Source organism: Rhizobium sp. PvP014 (assembly GCF_017876855.1).
GTDB classification, from domain to species: Bacteria; Pseudomonadota; Alphaproteobacteria; order Rhizobiales; family Rhizobiaceae; genus Neorhizobium; species Neorhizobium soli.
The window spans coordinates 2801980-2821457 of sequence record NZ_JAGIOT010000002.1 but is presented as its reverse complement, the minus strand read 5'-3'; the positions used below and the strand labels follow the sequence as shown (position 1 = coordinate 2821457).

Below are 19478 nucleotides of genomic sequence, written 5' to 3'. Positions count from 1 at the left end.
CACAACATCTTGTGGCCGCAGCCTTGACAAAGGCTGCGGCTTCTTTTTTGGCCCCGCGCCTTCCCGCTCTCTGCCGCGGCAGGTATTGTTACAGCTCTTGATTCGTACTCGTTCGAGCCTCCGGCTTCGGGCAAGGTGCGATGTGGTATGTCTTGTCGATAAGCGGCAATTGGACGGAGACAGACCGGTCATGTCGGTAAGAAAAACGAGCCTGCGAAAGCAGGCCGATCTCATTTGTGGCGTGGCGATGAGCTGCGGCCTGGACGCCTGCAAAGAGGCGGCAAATGGGCGGTGGAAGAAAGACCTTGCCCGGCTTGCGCCGGTGAGCTTGGCACGTCCGGCTGCAGCGTTCCTGGCGGGGACGGTGCTCTCAGGCGTGGCTGGGATGGCGCATGCACAGGAGGCCGGCACGGTCGGCCCGCACATGTTCTCGTCGACCCAGGTGATCTGGTCGTCGCTGGTGCTTGGCGCGCTGGGGGCTGCCCTGCTGTCGGCCGTCTGGCTGGTTCGCCAGCGCGGCAACATGGAAGCCGAAACCCAGGATATGCGCAGCGCGCTGTCGGATGCGCAGCAGCGGATTTCCAAGTACGAAGCGCTGATCGCCGACAAGAACCGCCGCATCGTGGTGTGGGAAAGCGGCTACTCCAAACCTGAGTTCCTGGGCCAGTTGCCGGCTGAAACCGGTGCGCCGCAGCAGGATCGCGATTTTCTCGCTTTTGGACGCTGGCTGCGCTCTTCTTCGGCAATCGAGCTGGAAAAGGCGATCGACGCTCTGCGCGGCGAAGCCCGCAGCTTCGATCTGGTTCTTGAAACCAACCGCGACGAAATCCTTGAGGTGCAGGGCCGCGTTTCGGGCGGAAAGGCGTTTGTCCGCTTTATCGCGCTCAACAACCTGCGCGCCGAGCTTGCCGAACTGAAGATCGAACGCGAACGGTTGACCCACTCCATCTCGCTTTTCCACTCGCTGCTCGACACGATCGAACAGCCGGTCTGGCAGCGCGACGCACAGGGCAGGCTTGCCTGGGTCAACCACGCCTATAGCGATGCCGTCGAAGCCAAGGTTCCGACGCAGGCCGTTGACGAAAGCCGCGAATTCCTGGGCACGATCGCGCGTGAGAAAATCCGCGCCGTCGCAACAGCCAACTCGCCTTTCCACGACCGCATCTCCACTGTCGTGCGCGGCAATCGTACCGTGTTCGACGTTGTCGATGTCGTAGCAACGAACGGTTCCGTCGGCATTGCGATCGATGTGTCGGAAGCCGAATCGGTGCGCGAAGAGCTGAAGCGGACGCTCAACAGCCACGCCGAAACGCTGGACCATCTCGCGACACCCGTCGCGATCTTCGACGGCGAACGGCGGCTGCAATTCTACAACCAGGCTTTCGTCCAGCTGTGGGGCCTTTCCCTGCCCTTCCTCGAATCGCGACCGGATAATTCCGAACTGCTCGACAAGCTGCGCGCCAACGGCAAGCTGCCGGAAGAGCTCAGCTGGCGCAACTGGAAGGAATCGGCGCTGTCGATCTACCAGGCGCTCGATACCAAGACCGATACCTGGCATCTGCCGAACGGCCAGACGCTGCGCGTCATCGCCACCGCGCACCCTCGCGGCGGCGCCACCTGGGTGTTCGAGAACCTCACCGAACAGGTCGATCTCGAAACCCGTTACAACACGCTGGTTAAGGTTCAGGGCGAAACGATCGACCACCTTGCAGAAGGCGTGGCCGTGTTCGGCCCTGACGGCCGAATCACACTGTCCAACCCCGCTTTCCGTGCGCTCTGGGGCGTGACCGCCGACGAGACCAAGCCGGGCACCCATATCAAGGCGATCGAGAAAGCCTGCGCGCCATCCTATGACGAGCCGGACGGCTGGCGTCATTTCGGGCAGATGCTGACCAATTTCGATGACGAACGGGCCTCGATTCAGGGAACGTTCGAGCTCTATTCCGGCCTGATCCTTGATTATGCCGCGACGCCTTTGCCGAATGCCCAGACGATGTTCACCTTCGTCGACATGACGGCCAGCGCGCGCGCCGAGCGGGCACTCAAGGAAAAGAACGAGGCGCTGCAGAAGGCAGACGAGCTGAAGAACGATTTCGTCCAGCATGTTTCCTACGAGCTGCGCTCGCCGCTGACCAACATCATTGGCTTCACGGATCTCCTGAAGACGCCCGGCATGGGCGAACTGAACGATCGACAGGCGGAATATATCGACCACATCTCCACGTCCTCGTCGGTGCTTCTCACCATCGTCAACGATATCCTTGATCTCGCGACCGTCGATGCCGGCATCATGCAGCTGAACTATTCGCAGCTGGCCGTGGACGAGCTTCTGGACGACGTGGCGATGCAGATCGCCGACCGGCTGCACGAAAATACGGTGACGTTGGAAATCATTGCGCCGACGGCACTCGGAACCGTGTTTGCCGACGAGCAGCGGCTGAAGCAGATCCTGATCAAGCTTCTGATGAACGCCACCAATTTTGCGCCCGAGGGGTCCGCGATCTCGCTGAATTGCTGGCGCGACGAGGGCAACGTGTTCTTCTCGGTAACTGACAGAGGCCCCGGCATTCCTCCTGACATGCTGAAAACGGTGTTCGACCGGTTCAAGGCGAACGCCAAGGGCGGCAAGCGCAGCGGTGCAGGCCTTGGTCTTTCGATCGTCGAAAGCTTCGTCAACCTCCACAACGGGGACGTCTCGATCGACAGCCGGGCCGGACAGGGAACGGTTGTCACCTGCCGCATTCCGGTTGGATCGCGGGCCCGTTCGGTCGCTGCCGAATGATCGCTGCGCCTGGCGACAGCATTGTCGTGACACTGGCCGACGAGGCAGAGACAATTCTCTTCGGCGAGGATCTGGTGCTGGCGCTGAAGGCCGGCGACTGCCTGGCCCTTTCCGGCGATCTTGGCGCCGGCAAATCGACTCTGGCCCGGGCCTTCCTTCGGGCCATGGCGGACCAAAACGATCTGGAAGTCCCGAGCCCTACTTTCACGCTGGTCCAGATCTATGACCTGCGCATTCCCGTGGCGCATTTCGATCTCTACCGGCTGGCCGATCCATCCGAGCTCGACGAGCTTGGTTTCGACGAAGCGCTTTCCTCCGGCATCTGCCTTGTCGAATGGCCGGAAATGGGCGGCGATCTCCTGCCTCTCGACCGCATCACGCTGACGCTCGAGCACGAGACGGTTGGCCGACGCGCGACGATCACGGCACCGGAAGCAGCCTTGGCCCGCATTCGCCGGGTGATCGCCATCCGCGAGTTTCTTCGCGCAAACGGCCACGCCAATGGCCGACGCCGGTTCCTGACCGGCGATGCCTCGATGCGGGCCTATGAAACGGTTCTGAGCGAATCAGGCGAGACACTGATCCTGATGGACTGGCCGAAGCGGCCCGAGGGTCCGCCGGTTCTCGACGGCAAGCCCTATCCGAAAGTGGCGCATATCGCCGAGGACGCCTATCCGTTCGTGGCGATCTCCGAATACCTGCGCGGCATCGGCCTTTGCGCGCCTGAAGTGCTCGAGGTCGATTACGACCAGGGCATTCTCCTCATCGAAAATCTCGGCCAGGACGGTGTGCTCGACGAGGACGGGCAGCCGATCGGCGAACGTTACCGCGAAAGCGTCGTGGCGCTGGCCTATCTGCATGGCCATGAGATCCTCCAGGATCTTCCCGTCGCCGGGTCCAGCACGCATCACATTCCGGATTTCGATCCGGTTGCGATGAAGATGGAAGCGCGGCTTCTGCTCGACTGGTATCTGCCGTGGAAGCGGGGCGGACAGGCTGGAGAGGACGAGCGAGAAGAGTATCTCTCGATCTGGGACGGGCTGATCGCAGAGCTCGGCTCTGCAGAGAAGAACCTGCTGCTGCGCGATTTCCATTCTCCGAACATCATCTGGCGTAGCCAAGCCTCCGGCGTGCATCAGGTGGGCCTGATCGATTTTCAGGATGCGATGATCGGCCCGACGGCTTACGACCTCGCGTCGCTGGTCCAGGACGCCCGCGTCGATATTCCCAAGGTTCTGGCCGATCAGATGATGATCGACTACCTGACGCTGCGCCGCGCACTGGGCGGATTTGACGAAGCGGGTTTCCTGAAATCCTGGGCGATCATGGCGGCACAGCGTAACTGCAAGCTCGCCGGTCTCTGGGTTCGGCTGCGGGAACGCGACGGCAAGCCGCACTATATGAAGCATATGCCGCGAACATTGCGCCATCTTTCGACGGCACTCGCGCATGAAGCACTCGCGCCCTTGCGCGATTGGTGCCACAGGGCTGGTATAGAGCTTCCCGAATCATAAATACGGTTGCATGGACATGACCAACACCCCGATCACGCAGGCTATGGTGCTGGCGGCAGGGCTCGGTACCCGGCTTCGCCCGATCACCGATACGATGCCGAAGCCACTGGTGCCCGTTGCCGGAAAGCCGATGATCGACTACGGGCTCGATGCCCTGGCCGACGTCGGCGTGACCCATGCGGTCGTCAACGTCCATCACTTCGCCGACCGGATGGAAGCGCATCTCGCCGCCTATCCGCGCCTTGAGATCACCGTGTCCGACGAGCGGGCGCAGCTGATGAACTCGGGTGGCGGCTTGAAGCAGGGTCTGTCCCTGCTTCAACGAGGCTTTGTCTTCGTCATGAACGCCGACCTGTTCTGGATCGGTGAAAAGCCAAGCAAGCCCACAAACCTTGAGCGTTTGGCCGAATTTTTCGATGCTGAGCGCATGGATATGGCGCTGCTTTGCGTGCCGCTGGAGTGCACCACCGGACACAACGGCAAGAAGGATTTCCAGCTTTCCTCCGACGGAAGACTGTCGCGCTACACCGAAGGGCAAGACAACCCGGTCGTCTATGCGGGTGCGATCGTCATGCACACGTCGCTTCTCGACGACGCGCCTGATGATGCCTTCAACCTCAACATCTATTTCGACCGCGCCATCAAGAACGACCGGCTGTTCGGCCTCGTGATGGATGGCGAATGGATCACCGTCGGCACGCCGGAAGCGCTGCCTGAAGCCGAAGCCGTGATTGCCCGCCACAAAGCAGGGGCCTGATCCGATGTCGGATGCATCGCCGAACCGCCTCTTCTCCATCCCGTCAGGTGCGCCTTTCCTGAAGACGCTAGCCGCAGCACTCTGCGACGGGCGGCTGAACGAGACGTTTCGCTACGATCCCCAAAATCCGCTGTCGCTGGCTGACGTCACAATTTTTGTGCCGACCCGCCGTTCGGCGCGTGTGCTGCGCTCGGAATTCGTCGATCTTCTCGGCGGTCGCGCCGCGATCCTGCCAGTCATCCGGCCACTTGGCGAAACCGACGACGATCAGGGCTTTTTCGATCTGGTGGCACCCAAGGAAATGGATCTAGCCCTGCCGATCGGCGGCACGGCGCGACTTCTCGAACTCGGACGGCTGATCCTTGCCTGGCGCAACCAGCTGCCGAAGATCGTGCTGGACGTGCATTCGGAATCGCCGCTGGTCGCGCCCGCAAGCCCGGCGGACGCGATCTGGCTTGCCCGGGCGCTGGCGGAACTGATTGATGCGATCGAGACCGAGGAACGCGACTGGAAGGACCTCGACAATCTCCAGACCGGCGAACATGCGCTCTGGTGGCAGCTGACGGCCGAATTCCTGAAGATCGCCAGCGGCTTCTGGCCGACCCGACTTGAAGAGTTGAAACGCTCTTCGCCGGCAAAGCATCGCGCTTCGATCCTGCGCGGAGAGGCGCGACGGATTACCGAGCGGCAGCACAAGGGGCCCGTGATTGTTGCAGGATCCACAGGCTCTGTTCCGGCAGCGGCCGAGCTGATCGCGGCGATCTCCAGGCTTGCCGAAGGCACGGTTGTCCTGCCGGGCCTCGACATGACGATGCCGCAGGACCAGTGGGACATGGTGGGCGAGGAAACCTTCGACGGCAAGCCCGACCCTTCGAGCCGCAGCCATCCGCAATTCGGTTTGTCCCGCCTGTTGAAGAAGATCGGTGCCACGCGCGAGGATGTCACTGTCATCGGCGAGACAGAGGCTGATCTTGCCTTTCGCGCCGAGGCGATCTCGCAGGCGCTGGTGCCTGCCAAGGCGACCGATCGCTGGAATACGTGGCGCCAGGACTCCGACCCTGAAAGGCTGCGCGCGGCCTTTGCCGATGTTGCGCTGATCGAAGCTGCCAACGAGCGCGAGGAAGCGGTGGCAATTGCCATCGCCTTGCGGCTCGCGCTGGAGAAACCCGGACGCAACGGTGGCGAAGCACAGGCGGCGCTAATCACGCCCGACCGCGCGCTTGGCCGCCGCGTCACCGCAGAGCTTGCCCGTTTCGGCATCCTCGCCGATGATTCGGCAGGTTCCGCCCTTTCCGGCACGCCGCAGGGCACGCTGACCCAGCTTCTGCTCGAAGCGACGCTTCGCCCCGGCGACCCTGTGGCGATCGTGGGTCTCCTGAAACACCCGCTGATACGGCTTGGCCTTCCGCCGGCCGAGCTACGCGCCGCGATCGATGCGCTGGAAGTGCTGGCACTCCGCGGTGGCGTCGGCGACATGGATATTTCAGCACTTGAGCCGCTTCTCGATGCGCAGCTGACCGCGATCCTCGAAGACCGGCACATGCCGCATTGGCGCAGCTCGTTGCCCGAAGGCGCGGTCGGTCAGGCAAAGGATATCACAAAGCGGATATCGGCGGCGGTCGAACCGCTGGTGAGCGCCTTTATCCGCCGCCGGGCGGATGGACGCGGGTTGACGGCAAGACTGACGCTGTCCGATTGGGCGACACGCACCGGGCGCGCGCTCGAGGCGCTGTGCATCGACGAGCGCGGTGATCTCTCGGCCCTCTGGTCGGGCGAGCCCGGCGAACGTCTCTCGGGTCTGCTGGGCGAAGTGATCGAGACGGAAGGCCAGATCGAGGCCGACGGACCGCAGTGGATCGACATCGTCATGGCGCTGACGACAGGCGAAGCGGTGAAGCCGCGATCGCTTGCGCATCCGCGGGTGTTCATCTTCGGCACGCTGGAAGCACGGTTGCAGAGCGTCGATACAATGATCCTCGGCGGTCTCAACGAAGGCTCCTGGCCGGGACAGACGGTCAACAATCCGTTCCTGTCGCGCTCGATGAAGACCGATATGGGGCTGGAACCGCCCGAACGTCGCATCGGCCAGCTGGCGCACGATTTCGAAATGGCCTGCGGCACCCGCAACCTGATCTTTTCCCGCTCCACACGACAGGGATCGACGCCGACGGTTGCTTCCCGCTGGCTGCAGAGATTGTTGGCGCTGGGCGGCAAAAGTTTTGCCGACGAATTGAAGGTGCGCGGCAGGGATGTCCTTCACTGGGCGTCGCTGATCGATCGCGGCGACAACCAGCAGCCGGCCAGGCGCCCTGCCCCCAAACCGCCGGCGGAGCTGCAGCCGATCAAATATTCGTTCAGCGAAGTCGGACGGCTGCGTCGCGACCCCTATTCGATCTATGCACGGCGTATCCTCAAACTCGATCCGCTGGCGCCGTTCAACGAAGATCCGGGTGCGGCACAGCGCGGCACGCTCTACCACGCCATTATCGACCGCTATACGCGCGAAGGCCACAAGCCCGGCACGCCGGTTTCACGTGAAGCAATGCAGCGCATCACGCGAGAGCTGTTCGACGCCGAACACCTGCCGGCGCATATAGACCGGGTCTGGCGGCCGCGCTTTGTCGAGGTGGCGCGGGCGTTTCTCGACTGGGAAGAGCGTCGCGCACCGGAAGTCCGCAGCAGCGTTACGGAAGCCGGTGCCGGTTTCGAGGTTGAGAGTGCCGGCATTCGCGTCACCGGCATTGCTGACCGGATCGACATGAAGCGGTCCGGTGAGGCCGATATCATCGACTACAAGACCGGCCTCAATCCTTCCATCCTGCAGGCCAGGTCGCTGCTCGACCCGCAACTTGCCTTGGAGGCAGCGGCCCTTCAGGCAGGCGCCTTCAAGACGATGGGCATCCAGCGGCCCGGCGATCTTCTTTATGTCCGGCTTCGCCCCGGCGACCGGTTCAAGGAAGACCGGATCAACAATGAGGGCGCAACCGCGAATGCCAAGCGCCAGCCGAAATCGGCGATCGATCTGGCGCAGGAATCGATCGACCAGCTGACCAAGTTCGTCATCAAGCTGCGTCAGGGCGATGCGGGGTTCGCCTCTCGGCTGGTCCCGTTTGCTCAAGGCGATTTCGGCGGCGAATACGATCACCTCGCCCGCGTTGCCGAGTGGTCGACCGCCGATGACGATGGAGAGGCCGACGCCGATGAGTGATCTTTTCACCGACCTTCCGGATAACCCGGCTTCGGACCTGCCGGATGGTGACGACCCGATCCACTGGATCGATTGGACCACGGTTCAGCAATCGCGTGCCTCGGACCCGGCCAGTTCCGCCTGGGTGTCGGCCAATGCCGGCTCCGGCAAGACGCATGTGCTAACCCAGCGGGTAATCCGGCTTCTGCTTGCCGGCTGCCGTCCCTCAGCCATCCTATGCCTCACTTATACAAAGGCCGCGGCATCGGAAATGTCGAACCGTGTGTTTCAGCGGTTGTCCGAGTGGACGGTTCTGTCCGACGCGGAGTTGCGGGCAAGGATTGCGGCTATCGAAGGTCGTGAGCCGGATTCCTCGACGATTTCCGAGGCGCGGCGCCTGTTTGCGAAGGCGCTGGAAACGCCGGGTGGTCTCAAAATCCAGACGATCCACGCCTTCTGCGAAGCTCTGCTGCACCAGTTTCCGCTGGAGGCCAATGTGGCAGGCCATTTTTCCGTGCTCGACGACCGCGCTGCCACCGCCCTTCTCTCCGAAGCGCGTCGTTCGCTGCTGACGGCCACATCCGCCGAAGATGATCCGGATCTGGCGGAAGCCTTTGCGCATGTTCTCGATCTCGGCGACGAGTTCGGGCTGGAAGCGCTGCTGTCCGACATCGTTGCAAGACGCACGGCGATCCGCAAATTTACGGCGCAGGCGGAGAAGAACGGCGGCATCGGCCCGGAACTGAAGCGGGTCCTGGGGCTCGATCCTGCCGATAGCGAAGACAGCATTGCCGCCACCTATTGGCCGCTGCCCCAGCTTTCCGGCATCACGCTCGATCTCTATCTGTCGCTTGCCGATCAGAAGGGCGGCTCGACCGTCCATGAGGTGGCCTATGGTTTGCGTCTGGTCGCCAAGGAGACGGATGTCTTCAAGCGTGCCGCTTATCTCGACTCCATCTTCCTGACGGCTAAGGGAACGGTAAAGTCGGATCGCAGCCTGATCGCCAGCGCCATGACCAAGATCGCACCGGAGCTTGCCGGCGCGATCGATGCGGCGCGAGAGCATGTTCTGAGCTGCCGGAACCGGTTGCGGCTGTTTCGCCTGTTTGCGGCCACCAAGGCGGCGCTGACACTCGCCGCACGCCTGACCGACGACTACGAGGACCTGAAACGGGGCCGCAGCCTTCTCGATTTCGAGGATCTGATCGCTCGTACCGCCGATCTTCTCACTCGCGACGGTGTCGGCGCCTGGGTGCATTACAAGCTCGACCAGGGCATCGATCACATTCTGGTCGACGAGGCGCAGGATACCAGCCCGATTCAGTGGACCGTGATCAAGTCGCTGGCGGAAGATTTCTATTCAGGCAACAGCGCGCGCGATACGCGCCGCACGATGTTTGCCGTCGGCGACGAGAAACAGTCGATCTATTCGTTCCAGGGCGCGCGCCCTGAGCGGTTCGCCGAGGAACGCAGCGCGACGCAAAAGCAGGTGGCGGCCAGCGGCCAGCCGTTCCATGCGATCCGCCTGCCGCTGTCCTTCCGGTCGACAGCCGACATTCTTTCTGCCGTCGATCAGGTGTTCTCGATCGAGGAAAATGCCAAGGGCCTGTCCGCGATCGGCGATCCGGTGCAGCACCGTTCCAACCGCATGGGTCATCCCGGCGCGGTCGATCTGTGGGACGTGGTGGCGCCGGAGGTTTCCGAACAGGAAGACGACTGGACGGCGCCGTTCGATTCGACCCCGGACAAGGCACCGGCTGCCATTCTCGCCTCTCGCATCGCCGCCCGGATCGGCGAGATGATCGGCCGCGAGACGATCATCGAAAAGGGCGTGGAACGGCCGATCGAGCCTGGCGACATTCTCGTTCTCGTGAGAAAGCGCGACGCCTTCGTTAACGGGCTGACGCGGGCGCTGAAACGTCGCGACAACATTCCCGTAGCAGGCGCCGACCGGTTGAAGCTGACGAGCCATATCGCGGTGCAGGATCTGCTGGCGCTTGGCCGCTTTCTGCTTCTGCCGCAGGACGACCTGTCGCTGGCGGCGCTGCTCAAAAGCCCGTTGTTCGATCTGTCCGAGGAGGATGTGTTCGAGGTTGCGGCGCTCAGACCCGAAGATGACAGCGCCTGGACGCAGCTCAAGCGTCTTGCCGAAAAACAGCCGCTGCGGTTTCGTGATGCAGCGGAGCGATTGCAGCATCTGCTGACGCTGTCGCGGCTGCTCAGCCCGCATGATCTCTACGCCCGTATTCTCGGACAATATGGCGGACGGCGGAAGTTTCTCGGACGGCTCGGCACCGAGGCGGGCGATATTCTCGATGAATTGCTCACCTTCGCGCTCGATCACGAGACATCCGGCCTGCCCGGCCTGCAGGCCTTCGTGTCGACGCTGGAGCTCGAAAGCCCGGAGGTGAAGCGCGAACAGGATGGCGGCCGCAACGAGGTGCGGATCATGACCGTGCATGCCTCCAAGGGTCTGGAAGCGCCGGTCGTGTTCCTGGTCGACAGCAATTCGAAATCCTTCATCCCGTCGCATGTGCCGAAATTCCGGCTGCTGAAGACCGTCCATGGTGACGTTCCGGCCTGGCTCTCGGGCAAGACGCTGTCCAACCCGCTGACGGCGGCGGACGACGAACGGTTAAAGACCTCTGCCGAAGAAGAGTACCGGCGTCTTCTCTATGTGGGCATGACCCGTGCTGCCGATCATCTTGTGATTTGCGGTTATCGCGGCAGCCGCGACAATCCCGATAGCTGGCAGGCGATGATCGCACGTGCCTTGTCGGCGAGCGGTCAGCACTGCAGCCCAGCCACATTTTCCGGCCCCGAGGGCGAGTGGAACGGCCTGTCGTGGCGCCTGCCCGCGGCACCGGGCAAAGCTGCTGCCAAAGCGGACCACACAGCTGCCGTCGGCTCCGAAAGGGAGGCTTCCGCCCCTACCCTGCCCACGGCGCTTTCGCGACCGCTGCCGCCCCGCAAGATCCTGCCGCGGCCACTTAGCCCGTCCGGTGCTGGCACGATGATCGATGACGATGCGGATGATCTGATTGTCACATCGCCGCTGTTCGGCGACAAGGCGACCGGCAGCCTGGCGCTGCAAAAAGGCAAGCTCGTGCATCGGATGCTGCAGATGCTGACCGACTTCCCGGACGGCGAACGCGAGGGTGCAGCCCGGCGTTATGCAGACCGCGCCGCCCGCTTCTGGCCGCCGGCTGAGCGACAGAAGCTAGTTGAGAGCGTCATGTCTGTTCTGTCCCTTCCCGAGCTCGCGCCGGTCTTTTCTGCGCGCAGCCAATCGGAGGTCTCGATCATGGGAACGCTGACGCTGGAGGGCCAGGACTACGCGATCTCGGGCCGGATCGACCGGCTGGTCGAGATGGAGGACCGCGTCATCATCCTCGATTACAAGACGAACCGCTTTCCGCCGGGCACTGCGGAAGACGTGCCATTGACCCACAGGGCACAGCTCTCCATCTACCGCGAAATCCTCACGCCTCTTTATCCGGGCAAAGCGATCGACTGCGTGCTCGTCTACACCGAGACGGCAAAGGTAATCCCGCTGGGTGTGGAGCTGATGTCCCGTTCGCTTGCAGAACTTAAGACAAAGTGACATGACGGACATTGAAAATAGTGAGTGCCGATCTCACATCTGGGTCAACAAGAATCGAAGGAGAGCCCAATGGCTACCGTGAAAGTCGATACAAACAATTTTCAGGCTGAAGTTCTGGACGCCGTAGAGCCGGTCGTCGTCGATTTCTGGGCTGAATGGTGCGGCCCGTGCAAGATGATCGCTCCGAGCCTTGAAGAGATTTCGACGGAACTCGCCGGCAAGGTGAAGGTCGTCAAGCTGAACATCGATGAGAACCCGGAACTGGCTGCCCAGTTTGGTGTGCGCTCGATCCCGACCCTTGCCATGTTCAAGGGCGGCGAAGTGGCCGACATCAAGGTTGGCGCTGCGCCAAAGACGGCTCTAGCAGCCTGGATCTCCAGCGCCGCTTAAGCTTCTGTTTCACGTGAATCTAAAAACCCGGCTGATCGATCAGCCGGGTTTTTTGTTATCTGCTGTTGATAGATCCTGTCCGTCATCAGACCGGTGGCGTGCCATTGTCGGCGAGTACATTGCCGGCGAAATAGAGCGAGCCGCCGATCAGGATACGGGGCGGCGGACTGCCGGGCAGCTGGCGGCGGGTGATTTCCTGCAAGGCTTCGATGGTGGAACCCGCGGGCTCGGCCACCAGACCAGCGTCGAACGCAGCATTGGCCAGCACAACTGGATCAAGGCCTGCCTCGCTATCGCGGATGCGGACGGTAAAGACGTGTTCGCCGAGATCCGCAAAGGCCCGGAAATAGCCGACGGGATCCTTTGTATTGATCATGCCGGTGACGAGGTAGAGCGGCCGGGGCTGGCGTTCCTCGAAGGCGGCCATGGCTTCGGCAATCACTTCGCCTCCGGCCGGGTTGTGCCCGCCGTCAAGCCAGATTTCCGAACCCGGGGGCGCGAATTCGAGCAGTTTGCCTTCGACCAGCTTTTGCAGGCGGGCCGGCCATTCAACCATGCCCATCGCCTTTTCCATCGTCGCGTCCGTCACCGTGAAACCGGCGGCCTTGACGGCGCGGATGGCGGCAGCGGCGTTGGCGAACTGGTGGCGACCGGGAAGGCGCGGCAGTGGCAGGTCTTGCAGGCCGTCTTCGTCCTGGTAGATCAGCCGGCCGAATTCCTCATGGGCGGAGAAATCCTGGCCATAAATGGAGAGCGGACAGCCCAGCCGTTCGGCAGTCGCAACCAGAACCTCGCGGGCCGCATCAAAATCCTGGGCGCCGACGACAACGGGGCGGCGCCGTTTCATGATGCCGGCCTTTTCGGCCGCGATCAGTTCGACCTTGTCGCCGAGATAGGCCTGATGATCGAGCGCGATCGGCATGATGACCGAGACGGCCGGATCGACGATGACGTTGGTCGCGTCGAAACGACCGCCCAAGCCCACTTCCAGCACCACGGCATCGGCCGGCTGCTCGGAGAAGATCAGGAAGGTTGCCGCTGTCAGGATCTCGAACACGGTGATCATCTGGCCGGCATTGGCATCGCCGACGCGGCGAAGCGCATCCGCCAGCAGCGCATCATCGACAAGCTGGCCGCGGCCGCCCTTGACGCCAATGCGAAAGCGTTCGTGCCAGCGCACAAGATGCGGCGAGGTGTGGACATGCACGGCGTAGCCACCCGCTTCGAGAAGCGCGCGACAGAAGGCGGTGCAGGACCCCTTGCCGTTGGTGCCGGCCACATGAATGACCGGCGGCAGTTTCAGATGTGGCTTGCCGAGCACCTCAAGGAGGCGGGTAATGCGCTCGAGCGACAGATCGAAACCCTTCGGGTGAAGGGTCATCAGCCGCTCGATTTCCTGCTCGGCCGCACTTGCCACGGGCTGGTTCATCGTCGTCATCCCGAAGCTCCGGCTCCGATCACGTTAGGTCAGAACCGGTGTTCAGGCGCTGACGGCGACAGGGGCGGCAAGGAATTCCTGATCGGGCTGTCTCATCAGCATCTTCAGGATCCGCGCCAGCGTTGCCGGGATATCGTGGCGCTTGACGACCATATCCACCATGCCGTGCTCAAGCAGGTATTCTGCTGTCTGGAAGCCTTCTGGCAGCTTTTCGCGCAGGGTCTGTTCGATCACGCGCTTGCCGGCAAAGCCGATCTCGGCGCCCGGTTCGGCGATATGGACATCACCGAGCATGGCATAGGAAGCGGTCACGCCGCCGGTGGTCGGGTTGGTCAGCACACAGATATAGGGAAGGCCTGCTTCCTTCAGCATGTCGACGGCAACCGTGGTGCGGGGCAGCTGCATCAGCGACAGGATGCCTTCCTGCATGCGGGCGCCGCCAGAAGCCGGGAAGATCACCAGCGGGCACTTTTCCTTCAGCGCACGCTCGGCCGCCTTGACGATCGCTTCGCCGGCCGCCATGCCGAGCGAACCGCCGATGAAGTTGAATTCGTGCACGACGGCGACGAGTTTAACGCCATGGACGGAACCGAGACCGGCGAGGATAGTGTCCTCCTGATCGGTCTTGATACGGCTGTCCTTCAAGCGGTCAGCATATTTCTTGGAGTCGCGAAACTTGAGCGGATCTTGGGCGACCTTCGGCTGCACCAGCGATTCGAACTCGCCGTCGTCGAACATGTCTCTCAGACGCGCCTTGGCCGGCATCTTCATGTGGAAGCCGGAGGCGGGAATGACCCACTTGTTCTCTTCGAGATCCTTGTGGAAGACCATTTCCCCGGTTTCCGGGCATTTGATCCAGAGATTTTCCGGAACGTCCCGATCGGGACGGCCGAGCATGGAGTTGATGCGCGGCCGGACGTAATTGGTGATCCAGTTCACTTGGCGTACTCCGAGTTTGGACTTGTCAGGCCTATCTGGGCCAGTTATTCGGCGGCAACAAGGCGGGCGGAACGCACACCGGTGGCCAGGCCGCGGACGAAGGTGGAAACGGCAGATACCGTATCTGGTGTCGCAGCGCCATCCTTGGTGAGACTGCCGGCGACCTGCGCGACGATCGCGCTGCCGACGACAACACCGTCAGCCGCAGCGCCGATGGCTTGTGCATGGTCGGCAGTCTTGACGCCGAAGCCGACGCAGACCGGCAGGTCGGTATGACCCTTGATGCGGGAGACAGCGCCCGAGATCAGCGACAGATCCGGCAGAGCGGATCCGGTAATGCCGTTCATCGAGACGTAATAGACGAAGCCGGACGTGTTGTGCAAAACGGTCGGAAGGCGCTTTTCGTCCGTGGTCGGCGTGGTCAGACGGATGAAGTTCAGCCCCTTGGCGATCGCCGGGATGCAAAGCTCATCATCCATTTCAGGCGGCAGGTCGACGATGATCAGGCCGTCGATTCCGGCTTCCAGCGCGTCATCAACAAACCTGTCGACGCCGTAGATATAGATCGGATTGTAGTAGCCCATCATGACGATCGGCGTCGCGGCATCGGTCTTGCGGAATTCGCGGGCGAGATCCAGCGTCTTGGCAAGTGTCTGGCCGCCTTTCAGCGCGCGCTGCGCCGCCATCTGGATTGCCGGACCATCGGCCATCGGGTCGGAAAAGGGCATGCCGAGTTCGATCACGTCGGCGCCGGCATCCGGCAGGGCCTTCATGATGGCCAGCGACGTGGCAAAATCGGGATCGCCGCCCATGAAGTAGGTGATCAGTGCCGGGCGGCCTTCGGCCTTCAGATCGGCAAAACGCTTGTCCATCCGTGCGGTCATGTTCAGAGCCCCATTCCAAGGATTTTGCCGACAGTGAAGATGTCCTTGTCGCCGCGACCGCACAGGTTCATGACGATAATTTCGTCCTTGGACATCTTTGGTGCGCGCTTCATGACTTCGGCCAGTGCGTGCGAGGGTTCGAGCGCGGGGATGATGCCCTCGGTGCGCGTCAGGAACTGGAAGGCTTCGAGCGCTTCTGTATCCATTATCGGGACGTATTCGACACGTCCCATGTCTTTCAGCCAGGAATGCTCCGGGCCGATGCCGGGATAGTCGAGACCGGCCGAGATCGAATGACCTTCCTTGATCTGGCCATCGCCATCCTGCAGCAGATAGGTGCGGTTGCCATGCAGAACGCCAGGCGAGCCTGCCGTCAGCGAGGCGCAGTGCTCCTCGCCGTTCAGGCCCTTGCCGCCGGCTTCGACGCCGACGATCCTGACGCTGTCATCATCGAGGAACGGATGGAATAGGCCGATCGCATTCGATCCACCGCCAACGGCTGCTACCAGCATGTCGGGCAGACGTCCTTCGGCTTCCAGCATCTGTTCCTTAGTTTCGCGGCCGATCACCGACTGGAAGTCGCGGACCATTTCCGGATAGGGATGCGGACCGGCAGCGGTGCCGATCATGTAATAGGTGTCATCGACATTGGTGACCCAGTCGCGCAATGCCTCGTTCATGGCATCCTTGAGCGTGCCGTGGCCTGACGTGACAGGGATCACCTCGGCACCCAAAAGCTTCATGCGGAAGACATTGGGTGCCTGGCGCTCGACATCTGTCGCGCCCATGTAAACGATGCAGGGCAGACCGAAGCGCGCGGCGACCGTGGCTGACGCGACGCCATGCTGGCCGGCACCGGTTTCAGCAATGATGCGGGTCTTGCCCATGCGCTTGGCAAGCAGGATCTGGCCGATGCAGTTGTTGATCTTGTGGGAGCCGGTGTGATTGAGCTCGTCGCGCTTGAAATAGATCTTGGCGCCACCGAGTTCTGCCGTCATGCGCTCGGCGAAATAGAGCGGGCTGGGGCGGCCGACATAGTGCTTGCCGAGATCGGTGAGCTGCTTTTGAAATGCGGGATCGGTCTTGGCCTTTTCCCATTCGCCCTGCAGATCCAGGATCAGAGGCATCAGGGTTTCCGCGACAAAGCGGCCGCCGAAAATGCCGAAGAGACCGTCCTCGTCGGGACCGGAACGGAACGAATTCAATTTTGGGGTCTCGTTCACTTTCAACTCCTTCAGCGTTTCGTAGCGGCGTCTGCCGCATCGAAGAACGCATCGATCATGCCCAGATCCTTGGCGCCTGGCGCGCTTTCGACACCGGACGATACATCTATGCCGCTTGCCCGCGTCGATGAGAGCGCAGTCGCGACATTATCCTTGTTCAGGCCCCCGGAAAGCATGTAATCCACGCTCTGGTCAAGCGACGCCATGGCCTTCCAGTCGAAGGAAATGCCGTTGCCGCCCGGAAGATCGGAGCCCGCCGGTGCCTTCGCGTCGAACAGAAAACGGTCAGCCACACCTATATAGGCATCGACCCCTGCAAGATCATCCGCGGACTTGACAGAAAACGCCTTCATGACAGGCAGACCGTAGAGCGCCTTGACGTGCAAAATCCGTTCCGGGCTCTCATGACCGTGGAGCTGAAGCATGTCCGGGCGAAGCAGCGAGACGATATCGTCCAGTTCCTCGTCATCGGCATCCACCGTGACCGCAACGATCTTAGCTCTGCCACGCACCCGGTCTGCCAGGTCGCCGGCGATCTCGGGCGCGATGTTACGCGGGCTCTTGGGGAAGAAGATAAAGCCGATATGGGTTGCGCCGCGCGTCACCGCACGATCGACCGCTTCTTCAGTCTTGAGGCCGCAGATCTTGATATCCGGTTTCATGTGCGCGGATTGGCACGAAACGCGCCCGGAGTCGAGCCCTTCAGCGGTTTGGTGGCGTGACAGTTCGGCACGGACTCCTCTTCTCAAGACCTCAGGCAATCTTCCGGGGTGTGATTCGGTTCTCCGCCACGATCCTGCACGCGCAAGGACATGCTCGCCGACATCATCACAACCAGAACCTCGGGCAAAAGAGCAGGTTTTTCCGGAAAAATAGACGTTCTCGATTCAGGTTTGATTTATTAGGGTTTTGCCAGTAACTTATTCCACAGCAAATTGTTTCTTGAAATGTTTTCGCAGGGGGTAGTCATGGCGGCAAGAGGTGCGAACTTTGTGCGCGCTGCAATGTGCCTTGCCGCGGTGAGCGCTCTTTCAGCCTGCACTCAGACGACTGCGTCGCTCGATTCCAAGTCTTCGAAGACACGAACTGCCCAGGTCAATATGGGTTCGGCAAAGCAGGTCTACACCTATTCGTCCAGCGACCGCGAATGCCTCAAGCGCGCGATGTATTTCGAATCAAGGCGCAGCAGCCCCGATGGTTTCATGGCTGTCGGCAGCGTCATCATGAACCGCCTGACCTCAGGTCTTTACCCTGAGACGATCTGTGGTGTCGTGGGGCAGGAAAAGCAGTTCGCGCCGGGTGTGATGACCCGCAAGATGGACGAAAACACTGCGCCGCAGCTGAATGAAGCAGCGGAAGCCGTGCTGAAGGGCAAGCGCCACCCCGATGTGAAGGAAGCGATGTTCTTCCACACGAAGGGCCTGCGCTTCCCCTACAAGAACATGCATTACGTGGCTGATGCCGGCGGCAACGTGTTTTACGAAAAGCGCGACGAGGACGGCAACTTGCAGACGCCAGAGCCGAAGCCTGCCGGGGCCTATGTCATGATGGCTGAAGGGACGATCGTACCAACGCCGGGAGCGATGAGCATGATCGCACGGGCCGAGCCTGTTCGTGAACAGACACCAAGCCCCGTTGCCGTTGCGTCCGCAGCAACGCAGCAGCCCTTGCCGGGCGTTGCCTCTGTCACAACGGTTGCCGACACATCTTCCGCCGCTGTCGCAACAGTGCAGCCTGTTTCCCATTCGCCCAGCATGATGCAGGCCTACCAGGCCGGCGCTGGCATGGATGCGGCAAGTGCCGCCATTCTTTCGACTGAAGCCTTGCCCAATAGCGGGCCTCTGCCGAAACGGCGCCCGGCGGGTGCCAAGACCGACACAGCCGGCGACATGGTAATGGTCGCGCCGACTCCGCGTCAGTTCCCGGCTCGCACAGCTACACCTTGATCTCTTCGTCCAGTTTCCGTTTGTTTTAGCCGGGCTTCAGCTGAAATCCAGCGCGTGAAGCTGCGAGCCATTCTGCTTCAGCCATTTGCGCGCCTCTTCCATCCTCGGGCAAAGCTGGTGGCAGAGAGCCCAGAACTTTGGCCCGTGGTTCATTTCCTTCAGATGCGCCACTTCGTGGGCTGCGAGGTAATCGATCACCAGCGGCGGCGCCATGACGATGCGCCAGGAAAAGCTCAGGTTTCCATCCCAGGAACAGGATCCCCACCGGCTTCTCGTGTCTTTCAGCGTGACTGATGCGACCGGCTTGCGGATCGATGCGGCATGGCGAAAAGCCAGCAACTCCATATCTCTACGTGCTTCTTTTTTCAGAAATGTCGCGACCCGACGGCCGAGATGATCCTCCAGCCCGCTTACCCTTACCACCGGCACGCCATCGACCACGGCGATTTCCGTCAGGCCGCGAAGCGTTCCGGTATGGTCGATGCGGTGCTGAACGCCGCGAATCGGCACGAAGCCGCCTGAGCGGATGGGATTGTCGGTGGAGAATTTCGAGAGCTTCGTGAGCAGCCAACGCTGATGGCGCTCGAGAAATTCCTCGATCTCGCTTTTCCGAAGGCCTGCCGGCACAGTGAGATTAAGCGCGCGGCCGCCGGGCTCGATGCGCAGCGTGATACGAGTGGCGCGACTGTTTTCCTTGATCGTCAGCGGCAAAGCGCGGTTTCCGACTTCAAGCGTGCGCTTCACGGTTTCGAGCGGTTTCGAGCGGGCGCGAAGGGGCTTTTTGAGGAGCGCGAACATGTAGCCTTTCTAGCCG

Annotated in this window: 13 protein-coding genes; 7 read left to right on the top strand and 6 right to left on the bottom strand. The window is 61.8% G+C overall.

Going from position 1 to position 19478, the window contains the following annotated elements:
- Window positions 1–190: 190 nt before the first annotated feature.
- The 6 genes from J3A65_RS18135 (at window position 191) to trxA (ending at window position 12234) form a co-directional block, all read left to right on the top strand.
- Window positions 191–2782, top strand: a complete 2592-nt coding sequence (locus J3A65_RS18135; RefSeq protein ID WP_209902658.1) for an ATP-binding protein — start codon at window positions 191–193, stop codon at window positions 2780–2782.
- Entirely contained in the window at window positions 2779–4296 is a 1518-nt protein-coding gene (gene tsaE / locus J3A65_RS18130) for a tRNA (adenosine(37)-N6)-threonylcarbamoyltransferase complex ATPase subunit type 1 TsaE (RefSeq protein WP_209902655.1), read from the top strand. The genes J3A65_RS18135 and tsaE overlap by 4 nt, the downstream gene beginning before the upstream one ends.
- 16 nt (window positions 4297–4312) lie before the next feature.
- On the top strand, window positions 4313–5053 hold the full coding sequence (locus J3A65_RS18125) for a nucleotidyltransferase family protein (protein WP_209902653.1): 741 nt from the start codon (window positions 4313–4315) through the stop codon (window positions 5051–5053).
- Window positions 5054–5057: 4 nt separating this feature from the next.
- A complete protein-coding gene (gene addB, locus J3A65_RS18120) occupies window positions 5058–8261 on the top strand; it encodes a double-strand break repair protein AddB (RefSeq protein ID WP_209902651.1) in 3204 nt (1067 codons plus the stop codon).
- On the top strand, window positions 8254–11844 hold the full coding sequence (addA, locus tag J3A65_RS18115; RefSeq protein WP_209902649.1) for a double-strand break repair helicase AddA: 3591 nt from the start codon (window positions 8254–8256) through the stop codon (window positions 11842–11844). Before addB ends, addA begins: the two co-directional genes overlap by 8 nt.
- A gap of 69 nt (window positions 11845–11913) precedes the next feature.
- Window positions 11914–12234: a thioredoxin gene (gene trxA, locus J3A65_RS18110; protein ID WP_062462956.1), complete on the top strand. Its 321-nt coding sequence runs from the start codon at window positions 11914–11916 to the stop codon at window positions 12232–12234.
- 85 nt (window positions 12235–12319) lie between these two features.
- Here the strand turns inward: trxA and J3A65_RS18105 are convergent, their stop codons facing one another.
- The 5 genes from J3A65_RS18105 to J3A65_RS18085 are packed head-to-tail and all read right to left on the bottom strand — an operon-like array spanning window position 12320 to window position 17380.
- Window positions 12320–13672, bottom strand: a complete 1353-nt coding sequence (locus tag J3A65_RS18105; protein ID WP_245341584.1) for a folylpolyglutamate synthase/dihydrofolate synthase family protein — start codon at window positions 13670–13672, stop codon at window positions 12320–12322.
- Between the two features lie 42 nt (window positions 13673–13714).
- Window positions 13715–14611 carry an acetyl-CoA carboxylase, carboxyltransferase subunit beta gene (gene accD, locus J3A65_RS18100; protein ID WP_192078917.1) on the bottom strand — a complete coding sequence of 299 codons (897 nt, stop codon included), beginning with the start codon at window positions 14609–14611 and terminating at the stop codon, window positions 13715–13717.
- 44 nt (window positions 14612–14655) lie between these two features.
- Window positions 14656–15495, bottom strand: coding sequence for a tryptophan synthase subunit alpha (gene trpA / locus J3A65_RS18095; protein ID WP_209902646.1), 840 nt, complete (start codon window positions 15493–15495; stop codon window positions 14656–14658).
- A 2-nt stretch (window positions 15496–15497) separates the two neighbouring features.
- Entirely contained in the window at window positions 15498–16718 is a 1221-nt protein-coding gene (gene trpB, locus J3A65_RS18090) for a tryptophan synthase subunit beta (RefSeq protein WP_209902645.1), read from the bottom strand.
- 11 nt (window positions 16719–16729) lie between these two features.
- Window positions 16730–17380, bottom strand: a complete 651-nt coding sequence (locus tag J3A65_RS18085; RefSeq protein WP_113167242.1) for a phosphoribosylanthranilate isomerase — start codon at window positions 17378–17380, stop codon at window positions 16730–16732.
- Between the two features lie 306 nt (window positions 17381–17686).
- On the opposite strand from J3A65_RS18085, the gene J3A65_RS18080 reads away from it, so the two are divergent.
- Window positions 17687–18664, top strand: coding sequence for a cell wall hydrolase (locus J3A65_RS18080; protein WP_245341582.1), 978 nt, complete (start codon window positions 17687–17689; stop codon window positions 18662–18664).
- A gap of 36 nt (window positions 18665–18700) precedes the next feature.
- Here J3A65_RS18080 and J3A65_RS18075 read toward each other — a convergent pair whose 3' ends face one another.
- Window positions 18701–19462, bottom strand: coding sequence for a SprT family zinc-dependent metalloprotease (locus J3A65_RS18075; protein WP_209902642.1), 762 nt, complete (start codon window positions 19460–19462; stop codon window positions 18701–18703).
- Window positions 19463–19478: the final 16 nt, after the last annotated feature.